The sequence below is a fragment of the Streptomyces sp. A5-4 genome (genome assembly GCF_051131715.1).
In the GTDB taxonomy this organism is placed as follows: domain Bacteria; phylum Actinomycetota; class Actinomycetes; order Streptomycetales; family Streptomycetaceae; genus Streptomyces.
This window is the reverse complement of record NZ_CP178591.1, coordinates 404,250-422,339: the sequence shown is the minus strand read 5'-3', so window position 1 is coordinate 422,339 and position 18,090 is coordinate 404,250. Positions and strand designations below refer to the sequence as shown.

The 18,090-nt window shown below is 70.9% G+C and carries 15 protein-coding genes; 9 read left to right on the top strand and 6 right to left on the bottom strand.

Annotation, left to right across the window (positions count from 1 at the left end; all coding sequences use genetic code 11):
- Window positions 1-83 precede the first annotated feature (83 nt).
- A complete protein-coding gene (locus ACLLJJ_RS02060; RefSeq protein WP_434587519.1) occupies window positions 84-1,637 on the bottom strand; it encodes an ATP-dependent DNA ligase in 1,554 nt (517 codons plus the stop codon).
- A 50-nt stretch (window positions 1,638-1,687) separates the two neighbouring features.
- Here ACLLJJ_RS02060 and ACLLJJ_RS02055 point away from each other — a divergent pair, with 50 nt between their 5' ends.
- A complete protein-coding gene (locus ACLLJJ_RS02055; protein ID WP_434587518.1) occupies window positions 1,688-2,125 on the top strand; it encodes an SRPBCC family protein in 438 nt (145 codons plus the stop codon).
- A 33-nt stretch (window positions 2,126-2,158) separates the two neighbouring features.
- On the opposite strand, the gene ACLLJJ_RS02050 is transcribed toward ACLLJJ_RS02055, so the two are convergent.
- Complete coding sequence (locus ACLLJJ_RS02050) at window positions 2,159-2,311, bottom strand: hypothetical protein (RefSeq protein WP_434587517.1); 153 nt, start codon at window positions 2,309-2,311, stop codon at window positions 2,159-2,161.
- An 89-nt stretch (window positions 2,312-2,400) separates the two neighbouring features.
- Window positions 2,401-4,029 (bottom strand): acyl-CoA synthetase, encoded by a 1,629-nt coding sequence (locus ACLLJJ_RS02045; RefSeq protein ID WP_434587516.1) that lies wholly within the window; start codon window positions 4,027-4,029, stop codon window positions 2,401-2,403.
- Between the two features lie 181 nt (window positions 4,030-4,210).
- Between ACLLJJ_RS02045 and ACLLJJ_RS02040 the strand changes: the two genes are divergently transcribed.
- The 8 genes from ACLLJJ_RS02040 to ACLLJJ_RS02005 all read left to right on the top strand — a co-directional run bounded on the left by ACLLJJ_RS02040 (window position 4,211) and on the right by ACLLJJ_RS02005 (window position 12,149).
- Window positions 4,211-5,026 carry a crotonase/enoyl-CoA hydratase family protein gene (locus ACLLJJ_RS02040; protein WP_434587515.1) on the top strand — a complete coding sequence of 272 codons (816 nt, stop codon included), beginning with the start codon at window positions 4,211-4,213 and terminating at the stop codon, window positions 5,024-5,026.
- Window positions 5,027-5,075: 49 nt separating this feature from the next.
- Window positions 5,076-6,029 carry a Zn-ribbon domain-containing OB-fold protein gene (locus tag ACLLJJ_RS02035; protein WP_434587514.1) on the top strand — a complete coding sequence of 318 codons (954 nt, stop codon included), beginning with the start codon at window positions 5,076-5,078 and terminating at the stop codon, window positions 6,027-6,029.
- Window positions 6,029-7,072: a thiolase domain-containing protein gene (locus tag ACLLJJ_RS02030; RefSeq protein WP_434587513.1), complete on the top strand. Its 1,044-nt coding sequence runs from the start codon at window positions 6,029-6,031 to the stop codon at window positions 7,070-7,072. Before ACLLJJ_RS02035 ends, ACLLJJ_RS02030 begins: the two co-directional genes overlap by 1 nt.
- A complete protein-coding gene (locus ACLLJJ_RS02025) occupies window positions 7,069-8,232 on the top strand; it encodes a thiolase domain-containing protein (RefSeq protein WP_434587512.1) in 1,164 nt (387 codons plus the stop codon). The genes ACLLJJ_RS02030 and ACLLJJ_RS02025 overlap by 4 nt, the downstream gene beginning before the upstream one ends.
- A gap of 105 nt (window positions 8,233-8,337) precedes the next feature.
- Window positions 8,338-8,577 (top strand): DUF397 domain-containing protein, encoded by a 240-nt coding sequence (locus tag ACLLJJ_RS02020; protein WP_283515042.1) that lies wholly within the window; start codon window positions 8,338-8,340, stop codon window positions 8,575-8,577.
- Window positions 8,578-8,672: 95 nt separating this feature from the next.
- Window positions 8,673-9,071, top strand: a complete 399-nt coding sequence (locus tag ACLLJJ_RS02015) for an ACT domain-containing protein (RefSeq protein ID WP_434587511.1) — start codon at window positions 8,673-8,675, stop codon at window positions 9,069-9,071.
- A 92-nt stretch (window positions 9,072-9,163) separates the two neighbouring features.
- Complete coding sequence (locus tag ACLLJJ_RS02010; RefSeq protein ID WP_283515040.1) at window positions 9,164-9,664, top strand: hypothetical protein; 501 nt, start codon at window positions 9,164-9,166, stop codon at window positions 9,662-9,664.
- 211 nt (window positions 9,665-9,875) lie between these two features.
- A complete protein-coding gene (locus ACLLJJ_RS02005) occupies window positions 9,876-12,149 on the top strand; it encodes a glycoside hydrolase family 95 protein (protein ID WP_434587510.1) in 2,274 nt (757 codons plus the stop codon).
- Here ACLLJJ_RS02005 and ACLLJJ_RS02000 read toward each other — a convergent pair.
- The 3 genes from ACLLJJ_RS02000 to ACLLJJ_RS01990 form a co-directional block, all read right to left on the bottom strand.
- Window positions 12,125-14,350 carry a terpene synthase family protein gene (locus ACLLJJ_RS02000; protein ID WP_434587509.1) on the bottom strand — a complete coding sequence of 742 codons (2,226 nt, stop codon included), beginning with the start codon at window positions 14,348-14,350 and terminating at the stop codon, window positions 12,125-12,127. The genes ACLLJJ_RS02005 and ACLLJJ_RS02000 overlap by 25 nt on opposite strands.
- A 175-nt stretch (window positions 14,351-14,525) precedes the next feature.
- Complete coding sequence (locus ACLLJJ_RS01995; RefSeq protein WP_434587508.1) at window positions 14,526-16,505, bottom strand: N-acetylmuramoyl-L-alanine amidase; 1,980 nt, start codon at window positions 16,503-16,505, stop codon at window positions 14,526-14,528.
- A 318-nt stretch (window positions 16,506-16,823) separates the two neighbouring features.
- Window positions 16,824-17,963, bottom strand: coding sequence for an aminoglycoside phosphotransferase family protein (locus ACLLJJ_RS01990; protein ID WP_434587507.1), 1,140 nt, complete (start codon window positions 17,961-17,963; stop codon window positions 16,824-16,826).
- Window positions 17,964-18,090 lie beyond the last annotated feature (127 nt).

Here is an 18,090-nt window from a genome sequence, read left to right as displayed (position 1 = left end):
AACACCTGACGCTCGGGAGTGTTAAGCACCCCGGACATGGTGTCAAGTGTTCTTTACTTACGGTGGGGGAGGTCGGCGGCCCGCTACAACTCCGGCTCTCGCTCGGACAGGACCGGCCCCGACGCCAGTACCGTCTCGACGGTGTCCGCCTCGGCCGCCGCCTTGTCCTCCCGGTACCGGACGACCCGCGCGAATCGGAGTGTGACGCCCTCCGGATAGCGTGTGGACCGCTGGATCCCGTCGTACGCGATCTCCACGACAAGCTCCGGGCGTACGGTCACCACATAGCCCTTCTCGGACGTCGCCAGCTCCTGCAAACGCTCCGTCTGCCAGGCCAGCATCACATCGGTGAGCCCCTTGAACGTCTTGCCGAGCATCGCGAACGTCCCGTCGGGCCGACGCGCGCCCAGATGCAGATTGGACAGCTTCCCGGTCCGCCGGCCGTGGCCCCATTCGGCGGCCAGCACCACCAGGTCCAAGGTGTGGACCGGCTTCACCTTGAGCCACGAGGCACCGCGCCGTCCCGCCTGATAGGGCGCGTCCAGTGCCTTGAGCACCACTCCTTCGTGGCCGCGCTCAAGCGTCCGCGCCCAGAACTCGTCCGCCGCGGCCCGGCCGTCGGCGCCCGTCACCACCGTCCGGCGTACCCGCATCGGCTCGGGAACGAGCCCGGTCAGCCGCTCGTGGCGCTCCCGGTACGGCAGGTCGAGCAGGACCTCCCCGTCGAGAGCCAGTACGTCGAAGAACACGGGGGACAGGGGCAGCGCCGCACGGGCCGCCGTCACATCGAGGCGCGAGCCGACCCGGCCCGCGATGTCCTGGAAGGGAAGCGGACGGCCACCGGCGCCGAACGCGATGACCTCGCCGTCGAGAATGAAGGAATCGGCGCTCAACTCCAGGGCCACCGAGGTGAGTTCGGGCACCCGGCCGGTGATGTCGTCCAGGGTGCGGGTGAAGACCCGGACCTCCTCGCCGTCGCGGTGCACCTGGACCCGGATGCCGTCCAGCTTCTCTTCCATGGCGCACAGGCCGAGCTTGTCGACCGCCGCCGCCACACCCGCCGCGGGGCTCGCCAGCATCGGCGGCACACCTCGCCCGACCCGCAGGCTGAATTCGGTGAGCGCCGCCGGGCCCCGGGCGAGCAGCGCCCGGCCGACCTCGACCAGCGAGCCGCCCAGCATCACCGCCCGGCGCACGGCCGCCGCGGGCGCCCCGGCGGCGGCGGCCAGCCCCTCCGCGGCCAGCGCGTCCAGGGCGCCCTGCCGTACCTCGCCGGTGAGCAGCCCCGTCAGGAAACGCTGCTCCTCGTCGGTCGCCGAGGCCATCAACTCCCCTACCAGTCGGCCGCGTTCCGTCTGGGCACCGCGCCCGGCGACCGCCGCGAACGCGGTCAGCGCCGCGTCCACCTCGCGCAGGGTGAGCGAAGGCTCGGCGGCCGGGGCGACGGGCTCGCTCAGCAGGCTCCAGCCGATCCCGATCCGGCCCTGGGGCAGCCGGCCCGCCAGATAGGCGATCGCGACCGGTACGTCGTCGGGTTCGGCGGCCCGGAAGAGCTCCGCCAGCAGCGCGGTCTTCCCCGAGCGCGCCGAGGTCGAGGTGATCTCCCGGGAGACCCGGGCGAGGGTGGCCAGCAGCATGCACCCATCGTGCAACGGCATCTGTCATCCCGCAGGCCTAAGCTCGCGCTGTGGCCCTCTTCCGCATCGAACGACGCACCCACCTGCCGGCCGACGAGGCCTGGCGCCGCCTGACCGCGTGGGAACGCCACGGCGCCCAGGTTCCCCTCACCCGTGTCACGGTCACCACGCAGTCGCCGACCGGCCCGGGGACGGTCTTCGTTGCCCGCACGGGTCCCGGCCCGCTCGGGTTCGACGACCCGATGGAGGTGGTGCTCTGGGAGCCGCCCCGGGCGGGCGGCCCGGGGCGCTGCCGCCTGGAGAAGCGCGGCTCCGTCGTGCTGGGGTGGGCCGAGTTCGACGTACGGCCGGTGCCCGGCGGCGCCTGCGTCGTCTGGACGGAGGACCTGCGCGTTCGTGGGCTCCCCAGGGTGTTCGACGGGGCCATCGTGCGGGCGGGGCGGCTGCTCTTCGGCCGCGAGCTGAAGAGCCTGCTGGGCGGCCGGTAGAGGCCGCGGACGACCCGCCGCCGCGCGTAGGGCTCAGCCGATGTCGATATGGACGTTGTAGGTGATCCCCCGGACGGTGACGAACAGGTTCCCCTGTTTGCCACGGCGCGCCAACGTCGCACCTACACCGCCCTTGCCCTTCTCGTTCTCCGCGTACAGCACGCCCTTGCCCGGATTCTTCGGCACGGCCCCTCCGATTCGCGCCGGTGACTGCCCGATGGCCCGCAGCGTCTCACCGTGGGCGGTGGCGGTCACCGGGGGCGGCAGGGGGAGCCCTACCGGCCGCCGGTGCCCGCCGCGACGGTCCGGGCCCACCGGTAGTCGGCCTTGCCGCTGGGTGAGCGCTGGATCTGCGGCGCTATCACCAGCTGCCGGGGGATCTTGTACCCCGCGAGCCGTGTCCGGCAGTGCGCCTGGATGTCGTCGAGGCTCGGCTCGCCGGCCCCCTCGCGCAGCTGTACCACGGCCGCCACATGATTGCCCCACTTCTCGTCGGGGACCCCGGCCACCAGCGCGTCGTACACATCGGGATGGGACTTGAGCGCCTGTTCGACCTCTTCCGGATAGACCTTCTCGCCACCGGTGTTGATGCACTGCGAGCCGCGGCCCAGCACGGTGACGATGCCCTCGCTGTCGACGGTCGCCATGTCACCGAGCAGCACCCAGCGCTCGCCGTCCGCCTGGAAGAAGGTCTCGGCGGTCTTCTTCGGGTCGTTGTAATAGCCGAGCGGAACGTGTCCGCGCTGGGCGATACGGCCCACCTCGCCGACCGCGACCGGCGCGTATGTCGCCGGATCGACCACCGCCGTACGAGAGTTGACGCGCAGCCTGAACCCCTTCTCGGGCCCGGAGTCGTCGGTCGCCGTGCCGTTGAAGCCGGACTCCGAGGACCCGAAGTTGTTCAGCAGCGTCACGGTTGGCACCAGCGCCTGGAACTGCGCGCGCACCGTCTCCGACATGATCGCGCCCGAGGACGAGACGCTGAACATCGACGTACAGTCGGTGCCCCTCATCGGCCCGTTCAGCGCGTCGATCAGTGGCCGCAGCATCGCGTCACCGACCAGCGAAACGCTGGTGACCTTCTCCTTCTCGATCGTACGGAGCACCTCTTCGGGTGCGAACTTGCGGTGTATGACGATCCGTTGGCCGAAGAAGAAGCCGATGAACGCGGTGAGGGTCGAGGTGCCGTGCATCAGTGGGGGAGTGGGGAAGAAGGTGATCCCGTCGCCACCGGCCGCCACTCGTTCGGCCAGTTCCTGGGGGGACTTCACCGGGTCGCCGGTCGGCGCGCCGCCGCCGAGCCCGGAGAAGAACAGGTCCTCCTGGCGCCACATGACCCCCTTGGGCATCCCCGTGGTGCCGCCCGTGTAGATGATGAACTGGTCGTCGGCCGACCGCGGACCGAAGCCCCGGGCATCGGACGCCGCCGTCTCGGCATCGGCGAAGGGCATGGGGAGCACGGCGGGTTCGGGCACGCCGGGCGGGGGAGTGCCGACGCGCACCAGGTGCCGGAGCTTGTGGGTCCGCGGCAGGGCGGCCGCGACCCGCTCGGTGAACTCGGCGTCGAAAACGAGCGCCGCCAGGTCGGCGTCGCGGTAGAGGTAGATCAACTCCTCTTCGACGTAACGGTAGTTCACGTTGACCGGTACGACCCGCGCCTTGAGGCAGCCCAGCACGGTCTGCAGGTACTCGATGCCGTTGTACATGTGCAGGCCCAGATGCTCGCCCGGCTTGATGCCGGCTTCGATCAGGTGGTGCGCGACACGGTTGGCGGCCGCGTCCAGCTCGGCGTACGTGAGCCGGCGCTCCGCGCCCGTGCCGGGATGGTCGATGTACACAAGCGCCTCGCGGTCCGGGACCACGTCGACGACCGACTCGAACAGGTCGGCAAGGTTGTACTCCACCGTTCCTCCTGACTGACCCGGGGTGCGGAACTGGCACGACTGGCTCGACGGTCATCAGAGCAAAGCCCGCCTCAAGTGGGAAGGGCCTGCACCGAAGAAATCTGACTGACTGTCAGAAAACTATTGAACTGGACCCCGCCCTCCTGCAACCTGTTCCACGTCCGACGACGGGAGGATGGCAATGGGTGGTACGGAACACCTCGGTACGGAACACCTCACTGCGCGGCGCGAAGGCGCCACTCTGGTGCTCACCCTGAACAGGCCCGAGGCGAAGAACGCCCTCTCGCTGCCGATGCTGGTCGGTCTGTACGACGGCTGGCTGGCGGCCGACGAGGACGACACGGTCCGCTCGATCGTACTGACCGGTGCGGGAGGGGACTTCTGCGCCGGCATGGACCTGAAGGCGCTCGCGGGCGACTCGATGGGCGGCGAGCAGTACCGCGACCGCATGAAGGCCGACCCAGACCTGCACTGGAAGGCGATGCTGCGCCACCACCGCCCGCGCAAACCGGTGATCGCCGCCGTCGAGGGCTACTGCGTGGCGGGCGGCACGGAGATCCTTCAGGGCACCGACATCCGGGTCGCCGGCGAGAGCGCCACCTTCGGTCTCCTCGAGGTCAGACGCGGCCTCTTCCCGATCGGCGGCTCGACCGTGCGCCTGCCCCGCCAGATCCCGCGCACCCACGCCCTGGAAATGCTGTTGACCGCCCGCCCGTACAGCGCGGAGGAGGCCAGGGGCATCGGGCTCGTCGGTCATGTCGTGACGGACGGGGCCGCCCTGGAGAAGGCGCTGGCCATCGCCGAGCAGGTCAACGCCTGCGGCCCGCTCGCCGTGGAGGCGGTGAAGGCGTCGGTGTACGAGACGGCGGAGATGACCGAGACCGACGGCCTCGCCGCCGAACTCGAACGCGGCTGGCCGATCTTCGCCACCGCCGACGCCAAGGAGGGCTCCCGCGCCTTCGCCGAGAAGCGTCCCCCCGTCTACCGGCGCGCCTGACGGTCGCAGGCCCGCGGGGCCTGCGACCGACCCGACCCAAGGAGTGACCGTGCCCGAAGTCCTCAGTGCCCCCCTCGTCGTCGAGTTCCCCTTCACCCGCTCGCTCGGTCCCGTCCAGAGCGCCTTCCTCACCGGCCTGCGCGAACGCACCGTGCTGGGCGTGCGCAGCGCCGACGGCAAGGTGCTCGTACCGCCCGTCGAATACGACCCGGTGACCGCCGAGGAGATCCGCGACCTGGTCGAGGTCGCCCCCACCGGCACCGTCACCACCTGGGCCTGGAACCCGGCCCCGCGCCGCGACCAGCCGCTGCGCACGCCCTTCGCCTGGGTCATGGTGAAGCTCGACGGGGCCGACACCGCCCTCCTGCACGTCCTCGACGCGCCACGGGCGGACGCCGTGAGCACCGGCATGCGCGTCCGGATCCGCTGGGCGGGCGAACGCGTCGGCGCCATCACCGACATCGCCTGCTTCGAGCCGTACGAAGGCGGGGCGGCCACCGGGGCCGCCCCGCACGACGGGCACTTCGAGAACCTGGTCACCGGCATCACCACCCCCGCCCGCCTCGACTACACCTACAGCCCCGGCCGCGCCCCCACCGACTACATCAACGCGCTCGCCGAGCATCGCACCGTCGGCGAGCGCTGCCCCTCCTGCCGCAAGGTGTACGTCCCGCCCCGCGGCGCCTGCCCCACCTGCGGCATCGCCACCGAGGAACGGGTCGAGGTCGGCCCGCGCGGCACCGTCACCACCTTCTGCATCGTCAACATCAAGGCCGGGCATACGGCGAATCTCGACATCGAAGTGCCGTACGTCTACGGCCACATCGCTCTCGACGGAGCCGACCTCGCCCTGCACGGCCGGATCGGCGGCATCCCCTACGACCAGGTCCGGATGGGTCTGCGCGTCGAACCGGTATGGACCGAGGGCGGCCGCCATCCCGACCACTACCGACCCAGCGGCGAACCCGACGCCGACTACGACGTCTACAAGGAGCTGATCTGATGCGCGAGGTGGCCATCGTCGCCTTCGGACAGACCGACCACAGGCGGCGCAGCGACGAGCTCTCGGAAGTCGAGATGCTCATGCCCGTACTGCACGACGTACTCGGGCGCACCGGACTGAAAACCAGTGACATCGACTTCACCTGCTCCGGATCGAGCGACTATCTCGCGGGCCGCGCCTTCTCCTTCACCATGGCCCTCGACGGCGTCGGTGCCTGGCCGCCGATCTCCGAGTCCCACGTCGAGATGGACGGCGCCTGGGCGCTGTACGAGGCCTGGGTCAAGCTCCTGACCGGGGACGCCGACACCGCGCTGGTCTACGCGTACGGGAAGTCCTCGCCCGGCGAGCTGCGCGACGTACTGACACGCCAGCTCGACCCGTACTACGTCGCGCCCCTGTGGCCCGACTCGGTGTCGCTCGCGGCGCTTCAGGCGCAGGCACTCATCGACGCGGGGGACACCGACGAGAAGGCACTGGCAGGCATCGGCGCGCGCAGCCGCGCCGCGGCCGAGGCCAATCCGCACGCCCAGCTCAGCGGCTCGGTCCCGGCGGGCGACTACCTCGTCCACCCACTGCGCACCGGCGACTGCCCGCCCATCGGCGACGGCGCCGCCGCCGTGATCCTCGCGGCCGGCGACACCGCGCGCAGGCTCTGCGAACGCCCGGCCTGGATCCGGGGCATGGACCACCGCATCGAAGCGCACAGCCTCGGTGTGCGCGACCTCACCGACTCGCCGTCGACCCGGCTCGCCGCCGAACGGGCGGGGGCCTTCGAACGGCCCGTCGACACAGCCGAGTTGCATGCGCCCTTCACCTCGCAGGAGGTCGTGCTGCGCAAGGCCCTACGCCTCGACGACAGCGTCGACGTCAACCCGTCGGGCGGCGCGCTCGCAGCCAACCCCGTGATGGCGGCCGGACTCATCCGCCTCGGCGAGGCCGCGGCCCGCATCCACCGCGGCGCCTCCGACCGTGCCATCGCGCACGCCACATCGGGCCCGTGCCTGCAACAGAACCTGGTCGCCGTCCTGGAGGGGGAGTCATGAAGGAGCCCGTGGCCGTCGTGGGCATCGGCCAGACCAAGCACGTCGCGGCCCGCCGCGACGTCTCCATCGCGGGCCTGGTCCGCGAGGCAGCCAAGGCGGCTCTGCAGGACGCCCAGCTGACCTGGGCGGACATCGACGCGGTCGTCATCGGCAAGGCCCCGGACTTCTTCGAGGGCCTGATGATGCCCGAGCTCTATCTCGCCGACGCCCTCGGCGCCGTGGGCAAGCCGATGCTGCGGGTGCACACCGCGGGCTCGGTCGGCGGCTCCACCGCACTCGTCGCCGCGAACCTGATCGCCGCCCGCGTCCACGGCACGGTCCTCACGCTCGCCTTCGAGAAGCAGTCCGAGTCCAACGCCATGTGGGGCCTGTCACTGCCCGTCCCGTTCCAGCAGCCGCTGCTCGCCGGGGCCGGGGGCTTCTTCGCCCCGCACATCCGGGCGTACATGCGGCGCAGCGGCGCACCGGACACGGTGGGCTCCCTCGTCGCGTACAAGGACCGCCGCAACGCCCTGAAGAACCCGTACGCGCACCTGCACGAGCACGACATCACCCTGGAGAAAGTCCAGGCGTCGCCGATGCTCTGGGACCCCGTCCGCTACTCCGAGACCTGCCCGTCCTCCGACGGCGCGTGCGCCATGATCCTCACCGACCGTACGGGCGCCGCCCGTTCACCGCACCCGCCCGCGTGGGTGCACGGCGGGGCGATGCGCAGCGAGCCGACCATGTTCGCCGGCAAGGACTTCGTCTCGCCGCAGGCGGGCAAGGACTGCGCGGCCGACGTCTACCGGCAGGCCGGCATCACCGACCCGCGCCGGGAGATCGACGCCGTCGAGATGTACGTGCCGTTCTCCTGGTACGAGCCGATGTGGCTGGAGAACCTGGGATTCGCCGCCGAGGGCGAGGGCTGGAAGCTCACCGAGTCCGGCGCCACCGAACTCGACGGCGACCTGCCCGTGAACCCGTCGGGCGGCGTCCTGTCCACCAACCCCATCGGCGCCTCCGGCATGATCCGCTTCGCCGAGGCCGCGCTCCAGGTCCGGGGCCGGGCGGGGGAGCATCAGGTGGACGGCGCCCGCAAGGCACTTGGCCACGCCTACGGAGGGGGCGCCCAGTTCTTCGCGATGTGGCTGGTCGGGGCCGACTCGCCGGGCGGCTGAGCGTCCCGCGGCACCGGGCGGGCCGCGGTACTCCTGCCGTGGCCTGTCCCGGACCGGTGGCGATCGCTAGTCTGACCCACGGACGACGAACCGGGAGGAGCAGACGTGGCCGAGAGCACCACTCAGCAGCGGCGTGCGGGCTGGGACAAGCCGGAGCTGGATCTGAGCAAAGCGGACTGGCAGTCGAGCAGTCAGGGGGCCGGCGATGTCCAGATCGCCTTCGTCGAGGGATTCATCGCGATGCGCAACGCCACCAAACCCGGCAGCCCCTCGCTGATCTTCAACCCGGCCGAGTGGCGTGCCTTCGTACTCAACGCGCGCGACGGCGCCTTCGACCTCACCTGAAGCGCTCACCCGAGGCGCTCAACCCGGGTCGCTCACCCGAGGCGAGCACCTGTGGCGACCTCGGGTCCGGTCGCGTCGGCCGTAGCCTGGCGATCATGAGCGGCGAACGCGAACTGAAGAAATTGCTGAGCGGCATGCGGCCCGAACTGAACCCGGGCCGGTATGTCTTCACCACCGTCGCGGGCGGCGTCCCGCCGGGCCTGACGCCGGTCGTCACCGTGACGGAGCCGGAGGGCCTGACCCTCGTCGTGCGCAAGGAGGACGCCGACGCGGCGAACCTGCCGTACGGCTACGAGGCGGGCTGGATCACCCTGCGCGTGCACTCCGCACTGGAGGCCGTCGGCCTCACCGCCGCCGTCTCTCGTGAGCTGGCCGGAGCGGGTGTGAGCTGCAATGTCGTCGCCGGCTTCCACCACGACCACCTGTTCGTGCCGCACGAGCTGGCCGCCGGGGCCGTCGCGCTCTTGGAGGGGCTGGCGGAGCGCTCCGCCTAGCGCCCGGCGGGGCCCCCGGCGGGCCGCGGCGCCGTCCACGGGCTGGGACGCCCCGGCTCCTGCGGGCCGCTCCGGCCACGTACCATGGCTCCATGTCCTTCCTCCGCCGCCGCCCCGCCGCCACACCTGCCGGCCCGGACTTCGACGTCCTGGCCATGGACCCGGGGGACTGGCCGGGCAACCTCGGAGCGGGCCTGTTGCCCGCCCCCGACGGAAGCTGCCAGGGCGTCTTTTTGCGCTACGACCTGTTCGGCGGCCGCGGCCCAGCGATGGTCATCGGGAACCTGCCCGAGGGTTCCTCCGCCCGCGACCTCGTCGACGGACAGGTGCCGTTCGAGGTGGCGCAGCTGCTCGCGGCGCTGGAGAACGACGAGCCCGTCGAGGTGGTGAGCACCGAGGACATGCCGGTCATGCAGGGCGACAACCTGCTGATCGTGCGCCGCCTCAAGCTCTCCGAAAGCCGCATCTCCTGCGTGCAGTTCGACCGCAGCGACAATGTCCTCGTCACCATCGCCAGCTGGGACCGGCCGATCACCGACGACCTGTACACGCTGCTCAAGCCGCTGCCGGCGGAGATGTTCCAGCAGGGCTGACCCGCCGCCCGCGCGCCGCACGCACCGCACTCCCACCCACTTTCGTCCAAGGACCGGCCCTGTTTGGTCAAGGGCCGGTCCTTCGCGCATCTTGTCCTGCCAGTCATTGGACCTTTAGCGTCGCAGCATGACTAAGCGGATCCGTCGAAGAACTACGATGAAGACCGCACTCGGGGCAACAAGTGCTCTGACACTCGGAGGTGCACTCTCCATGGGTGAAGCGGTCGCAGCGGACACCTCCGATGAATGGACGCTCTGGTACACCTCTCCGGCCGCCTCCTGGGAGCACGAAGCCCTGCCGATCGGCAACGGCGCCCTCGGCGCCTGCGTATTCGGCGACCTCACCTCCGAACGGCTCCAGTTCAACGAGAAGTCGCTGTGGACCGGTGGCCCCGGCTCGACGCGGGGCTACGACTCCGGCAACTGGACCACCCCACGGCCCGGCAGGCTCGCCGCCGTACAGCAGCGCCTCGCCGAGCAGGGCGCACTCGACCCGGAGAGCGCCGCCACCGAACTCGGCCAGCCGCGCCGCGGCTACGGCGCCTACCAGACCTTCGGCGACATGCGCCTCGACGTGCCCGGCGCACCGGCGACGCCCGACGCCTCCTACCGGCGCGCCCTCGACACCCGTACCGGCGTCGCCACCGTCGCGTACACCCACCAGGAAGTGCGCCACCAGCGGGAGTTCTTCGCCTCCTTCCCCGGCCACGTCATCGCCGGACGGCTCAGCGCCGACCGGCCGGGGCAGGTCGCCTTCACCCTGCGCCACACCTCACCGCGCACCGACTTCACCGCCACCGCCGCCGGGGACCGCATCACCGTGCGCGGTGCGCTGCAGGACAACGGGCTGCGCTTCGAGGCCCAGATCCGCCTCCGCACCCAGGGCGGCGCCGTCACCGCCGGCACCGACGGCAGCCTCACCGTGACCGGCGCCGACAGCGCCTGGTTCGTGCTCGCCGCGGGCACCGACTACGCCGACACCCACCCGCACTACCGAGGCGACGACCCGCACGCCTCCGTCACCCGCACCGTCGACGCGGCCGTCGGCCTCGGCCACCAGAAGCTGCTCGCCCGGCACATCGACGACCACCGCAGCCTCTTCGACCGGGTCGCCATCGACGTCGGCCAGAGCATGCCCGACCTGCCCACCGACCGGCTGCTCGCCCAGTACACGGGTGGACCGAGCGCCGCCGACCGGGCGCTGGAGGCGCTCTTCTTCCAGTACGGGCGTTACCTGCTCATCGCCTCGTCGCGTCCCGGATCGCTCCCCGCCAACCTGCAGGGCGTGTGGAGCGACGGCGTCGCCCCGCCCTGGTCGGCGGACTACCACACCAACATCAACCTCCAGATGAACTACTGGCTCGCCGAGGCCACCAACCTCGCCGAGACCACCGCCCCCTACGACCGTTTCGTCGAGGCCCTGCGCGCGCCCGGCCGCATCACGGCGAAGGAGATGTTCGGCACCGGCGGCTGGGTCGTGCACAACGAGACCAATCCGTACGGCTTCACCGGCGTCCACGACTGGGCGACCTCCTTCTGGTTCCCGGAGGCCGCGGCCTGGCTCACCCAGCAGATGTACGAGCACTACCGCTTCAGCGGGTCCACCGACTATCTGCGCTCCACCGCCTACCCGGCGATGAAGGAGGCCGCCGTCTTCTGCCTGGAGCACCTGCGCACCGATCCACGCGACGGCAAGCTCGTCGTCACCCCCAGTTACTCGCCGGAGCACGGGGACTTCACGGTCGGCGCCGCCATGTCGCAGCAGATCGTCCATGACCTGTTCACCAGCACGCTCGAAGCCGCCCGCACGCTCGGCGACGATCATGCCTTCAGAACCCGCGTCGAAACCGCCGTCGCCGCGCTCGACCCGGGTCTGCGCATCGGCTCCTGGGGCCAGCTCCAGGAGTGGAAGACCGACCGGGACGGCCCGGCCGACGACCACCGCCATGTCTCGCACCTCTTCGCCCTGCACCCCGGCCGCCAGATCGAGCCGGGCAGCCGGTGGGCCGAGGCGGCGAAGGTCTCCCTGACCGCACGCGGTGACGGCGGCACGGGCTGGAGCAAGGCCTGGAAGATCAACTTCTGGGCGCGGCTGCACGACGGCGACCACGCCCACAAGATGCTCTCCGAACAGCTCAAGACCTCCACCCTGGCGAACCTGTGGGACACCCACCCGCCGTTCCAGATCGACGGGAACTTCGGGGCGGCCTCGGGTATCACCGAGATGCTCCTGCAGAGCCAGCACGGGCCGATCGAGATCCTTCCCGCGCTGCCCGCCTCCTGGCCCGACGGCGAGGTGAGCGGGCTGCGGGCCCGTGGCGGTGTCACCGTCGACATCAGCTGGCGAGGAGGCCGGGCCCGCCGCATCGCGCTCACCGCTCACCGCACCGGTGAACTGACCGTACGCAGCGGCCTGTTCACCGGCGGCGAGAGGAAGATCCGGGCCCGCGGCGGACAGCGCTACATCTTCACCGCGGCCGGCTGACCCAGCAACGACCCGACGCGGGCCGCCGAAGTGCCCAGCCCCGTGGGACCGCTCAGGCGCCACGGGGCGCCCCCGGCGCCCGACCGCAGGTCCTCGTCGCGGTAACGCACGCAGTGCCGGTGCCAGTTGAGGATTCCGGCCAGCCAGTCCTTGAGCTCGCGCACATAGCCGTCAAGGATCTCGCGGGCATCCCCGTCCAGCGCGAAGTCGTCGTAAAGCAAAGGCAGTTCGAGCTCGATGACATGCTCGAACTGTCGCAGGCGCCCCTTCATCAGATCGTGCACCATGGCCACGGCGGTCGGGTAGTCGACGTCGAAGAAGTTCTGCACGACCAGGACACCGTTGTGCACCTCCCCCTCGTACTCGATCTCCTTCTGGTACGAGAAGAGGTCGTTGAGCAGCGCGGCGTAGTCGACCGCGGCGTTCTCCAGCGAGCGGATCGGTCCGCTGCGGTAGATCTCCGGCGGCACCCGGTCCCCGTGCGAGAGCCGGCACAACCGCATCGTCAGGTCGGCGCCGAAGGTGAAACGCCGCATCTCGACGTAGTCCACCGGGTCAGGGATGCGGTTCTGCGTTTGGTTGGCCAGCTCCCACAGCCAGCTCTCCAGCATGTCCTCGACCGCTTTGCGGAACGTGATGCGCGAGGCCTCGTTCATCGGCCCCGACGTGCGCTCCCACAGATCGGCGAGCCCGCGCTCCATCGCGTCGCCCGGCTCCGGCGTCGGCGCGCCGTCCAGCGGAAGCAAGAGCAGCAGCCGCTCATGGGCCGCTCGTGCCCCGGCCAGATCGCGGGTGCGCCCGTAGATGACCGGGTAGAGGTCGTCGCCGTACGTGCCCCAGGTCAGCCAGTTCGACGACAGGTCCAACTCCTGTGGTGTCGCGTCCGGTTGTAGGCCGGCCGCGCACAGCGGCACATCGATGTTGCGGGCCCGCCGCTCGTCCCAGACGTGCGAGTCGGGCCGCCCCGGCTGGGGCTGGAGAAGCCCCATTCGGTGCGCCCAGTCGATGTTGCGTTCCCGTGCGCCCGACAGGTGCGGGCTGAGAGTGACGTCGTAGGGAAGATCGAAAGCGGGCAGCAGGGACGGGCCGACGTGCTGGTAGGGCACATGGGTGTGGCTGCGCCGACGGGCCGTTTCGGCGCGGGGGGTGAAGTTGATCGAGGCGGCGGCCATGGCCCAGCCGGACTGGGCGGCCCCGGCCGCGGCCCCACCGTCGTTCATGTAGCGACTGGAGCGCATGTGCCACTCGTGGCCGCCGGACTGCCAGTCCTGCAGACCCTTGGTGTAGGCGAGGACGGAGGCGGTCTCGGTGGGTGTGAGGCCCGTCGAGGCGCACAGCGGCCCCAGCTCGGTCAGCACGGTGTTCTCGAACTGCTGGAGCCGAGAGGTCAGCAGGTCATTGACGGACTCGGCCGCCTCCTGTGTCGTGCAGCCCAGGAACGTCTCAAGGACCAGCACACCATTGCTGTTCTCGCCCTCGTTCTCCACCTCGCGCTGGTAGGAGAACAAGTCGTTGCGCAGGTGCACCGCGTCGGAGAACGCGTCGCGCAGCACGCACAGCGGACGGGAGGCGGCGACCGACGCCGGGACCTCCGCCTCCGCCGTGAACTCCACCAGACCCGCGGACCAGGGCGCCCCGCCGACCTTGCGGCGCATCTCGATGTACTCGACGGGGTTGGCGATCCGCCCCTCGTCCATGTTGGAGAGCTCCCACAGGGACTCGTTCAGCAAATGCTCGGTCGCCTCGGCGAACCGCACCCGCCACGCCGCGGACATGCTCGGCACGGTCCGCGCCCAGAGGTCCGCGAGCCCGGCCTCGACCGGATTCTCCGGCTCGGGGGTACCGTCCGTCAGATCCATCGGCATGAAGGCCGGCAACCGGTCCAGGTACCGCTTCCCGCCCTCCCGGTCCAGGGACCGCTTGAAGGTCTCCAGGAAGTGGTCGTCGAAGAAGAAGACCCAGACATACCAGTCGGTGACCAGCGCCAGCACATCGGCCGAGCAGTCGGGGTGGGTGTACGCGCACAGGAGCGCGTAGTCGTGGGCGTCGAGGTCGTGTTCATCCCAGATGCCCGACCCCTCCAGCATCTCCATGCGGCGTGCCCAGTCCTTGGTGTGTATGCGGGCCTCCTCCACGTGCGCGTTGAGCCGCGCCGGATACGGAACATAGAATTCCGGCAGTGTGAAGGGCTGCTGAGCCATGTGCGTTCGGCCTTTCCAGTGGCGTCCGCGCGACACCCGTGCCGCGGACCGGTCGATTCCGGTGCAGCCCTACCCGTCGCCCGAACGGCCCACGCACCGCTCTGATTTATCACTCGCAAGGGGGGCCATCGACTCGAACATTCGATGGCCCCCCTTGAGGACGCGGAGGTCTCCGCTACTTCACCACGCGCACGTCCGACGCCTTGACATAGGCGACGCGGTGCCCGAACTGGATCTCGTAGTAGGTCTCCTCGCCCCGCACCACCCGATGTCCGGCGGTTTCGAAAGTCGGCGCGAAGTAGTACTCCCCACGGGACCGTTCACCCGCCACGTACTTCTGCCCCGCGAGCAGCTTGTACGGCAATGGCGTGACCGGCTGCACCGGGACGGACGCGGGGTACGCCGCGGCCTCCGGGTACGCGCGGCCGTACACCGGTACGTCCGCGGCGCCGTTCCTGGGCGTCAGCAGCAGCCCCTTGGCGTTCACCGCGGTCGGCTGCTTGCGCGGATTGTGGAACCAGGCCTTCTGCCCCAAGTACCAGATCGCGGTCCAGTCGCCCTGCCGCCCGGCGACCGCGTACTGCTGCCCGGTCGAGGCACGGGCCCCGGTGTCGTTGACGCCGGTGGTCGAGTCCTGGCCACCGGGCCGCAGCCCGATGTCCTTCACCAGCGGGGAGTCCGCGGTAGGCGCGGTGTGCAGCCGGACGGCGCCCGAGCCGTGCGCGACGCACGCCTCACCGGCCTTCACACAGCCCGTGTACGTCGGCCGGTGCTTCCGGAAGTCGGGCCTGATGGTCACCACGCCGCCGGGACCCGCCGCCGGAGTGAACGGCTTCCCGAGCAGCTGGAAGTAGTGCGCCCAGTCCCAGTACGGGCCCGGATCGGTGTGCATCCCGGCGATGGTCGTGGCCGAGGTCCCCGGGACGTTGTCGTGGCCCAGGACGTGCCGGCGGTCCAGCGGGATGTCGTAGCGCTTCGCCAGGTACTTCACCAGCCGCGCCGATGTGCGGTACATCGCCTCGGTGTACCAGGCGTCCGGAGCCACCAGGAAGCCCTCGTGCTCCAGGCCCACCGACTTGGAGTTGATGTACCAGTTGCCCGCGTGCCAGGCCACGTCCTTGAGGGGCACATGCTGGGCGATGTGTCCGTCCGACGAGCGCAGCGAGTACTGCCAGGACACGTAATCCGGCTTCTGGACGAGCTTGAGCGTGGTGTCCCAAGTGGCCTCGGTGTCGTGGACGACGATGTAGTCGATCCCCTGGCTCTTGGGACGGTCGGCCTTGTCGTGGTTGCCGTAGTCGCCGTCCCCGAACTCCTTGTACGGCGCGGGGATCCACTCGCACGCCACGGTGCGCGGGCACTCGGTGCGCCCGGCGTCGGCGGTGCGCAGCCCCAGCCGCCCGAGGTCGGTGCCGCCGGGCGCGAGCCCGGGGGCGGCGGGCAGGGCGACCTGCTGGCCGTCGTCGGTGACGCGCCGCTGACCGGTCCGCATCACGTCGTAGACGTCATTGGCGTACGTCGTCGCGGTGGCGGTGTCGTCGGCCCCGGAGAAACGCGCGACCGCTCCGTACCAGTCGGCGGCGTCGCCGCCCGCCGGTCGACCCAGCTCCTTCTGCGCGGCGGCCAGCAGCGCGGCGCCACCCTCGATGTTCGCCGCCGCGCTCTGCCGCAGCCGGTCGGCGGGGAGTCCGGTCAGAGCGGCTGCCCGGTCCAGTGTCCGCAGCCTGGCGGGCAGTTCGGACGCCTCGGGCAGCTCGGCCTCCGCGGCCTTCCTGGCCGCCCGCGCGGTGTCGCCGCGCGCGTCCTCCGTGCCGTGGCTGTGGTGCGGCGCCTCGGCGAGCGCCGTCCTCGCGTCGGTGAGGTGCATCGGACCGTAGCCGCCGGTGACACTCGGCGCGCCGCCGTGCGTGTCCCAGCGGGACTGCAGGTACGCGACGCCGAGCAGGACACTCTGCGGCACTTGGTGGCGCGCGGCCGCCGCGGCGAAATCCCGCTGCAGCGAGCCGGACGCGGGCTGCTCGGCGGTGACGGACGGAGTGGCCGAGACCAGGGGCAACAGCAGGGCGGCGGCCGCCACGAAGCCCCCCGTCCGCCCGGCGCGTCTGCGGGTGACTCCTGGTCGTACGGGCGAGGGGGCGGGGGCGGATCCTAGCAATGCAGCCTCCAGGAACGGGTGGTGCGCGACGGGGCCTGCGGGGCCGGACTGGACTACAGGGGTATCGGCTCGCCGACGATCCGTCAATGAGGCTCAGCCATCAGGAGTTCGCACGTCAGCGCGGGTTCCGCGGAGTTTCGCACCGATGACGTCCGGGCCTGCGGCGCGTCAGTGGAGTGGACCAATGGCCGCACGGCGAAACGCCTTCAGGTGGATACGGTCGGCCGGTGCCCGCGCGTCGCGCGGAACGCAGACGTGCACTGGCCCACCCGGGTGACCAGACCCGGGTGGGCCAGTGCACTCCCCCCAGTCACGCGGTCAGCGCGTGCCGACCGCCGCGCGCACGGCCCGCCGTGCCAGCGCGCAGTCGTCGTGCAGTCGCCGCAACAGCAGCCGCTGCTCCTCACCGGTCGGCAGCGCCCCGGCCGGCGGCTGCCCCGCCGCGCCGTTCACCGGCCCGGCAGCCGTCTCGTGCATGGTGCGCTGCACAGCCGTTTCGTATGTGCGGATCTCCCGTGTCAGCACGAGCATCAGGTTGACCAGGAACGCGTCCCGCGCCGCGGGCCCCGAGGCCTGCGCCAGCTGGCTGATCTGTCGCCGCGCCACCGGTGCGTCGCCCAGCACCGCCCACAGCGTCGCCAGGTCGTACCCGGGCAGATACCAGCCCGCGTGCTCCCAGTCGACCAGCACGGGCCCGGCCGGCGACAGCAGGATGTTGGAGAGCAGCGCGTCACCGTGACAGAACTGCCCCATGCCCTGCCGGCCGATGCCGTGCAGCAGCTTCTGCAGATCGCCCAGATCCCGGTCGGTGAACAGACCCAGCGCGTGATAGCGGGCGAGCCGCGGAGCGTAGTCGAGCGGCGCGTCGAACATCCCGGCCGGCGGCCGCCACGCGTTGACACGGGCGATCGCACCGAGAGCGGCACGCACATCGGCGCGCGGCGGAGCCTCGGCAGGATGCCGGGTGAGTGAGGCGACCCGGCCGGGCATCCGCTCGATGACGAGGGTGCAGTTGTCGGGGTCCGCGGCGATGAGCCGGGGGACCCGCACGGGCGGACGGTGCCGGACGAAGGCGCGGTATGCCGCTATTTCGTGACGGAACCGCTCGACCCACACGGGGGAGTGGTCGAGTAGACACTTGGCGACCGCGCTGGTGCGGCCTGTGGTGCCGACGAGCAGTACGGAGCGGCCGCTGCGGCGCAGCACCTGTACCGGATGGAACTCCGGACAGATTCGGTGGACCGAGGCGATCGCCATGCGCAGCTGCGCGCCCTGGGGGCCGGACAAGTCGAGTCTCCCGCTGAGCGGTTGGGAACCCAGCCCTGGAGCGCGCCGGGCCCGACCGGCGCCGAGCGCCCCCGCTGCGGCGTGGTTGGGGTCGAGATACGGTCCGCTGCCCGTCGCCATGGGACGGTACGGCCGAGGCGGGGCGGACACGGAGGACGATGCTGTGTACATGGGCGGTACAGATCCCTTCGCGCGCCGACGAATTACGTGCGCCGCCCGGTCCGGCAACCGACCAACACCCTGGGGAATGCCGTCCGGTTGCCGGGCCGGGGTGGCGCGTTCCTAACTGACACCCGGC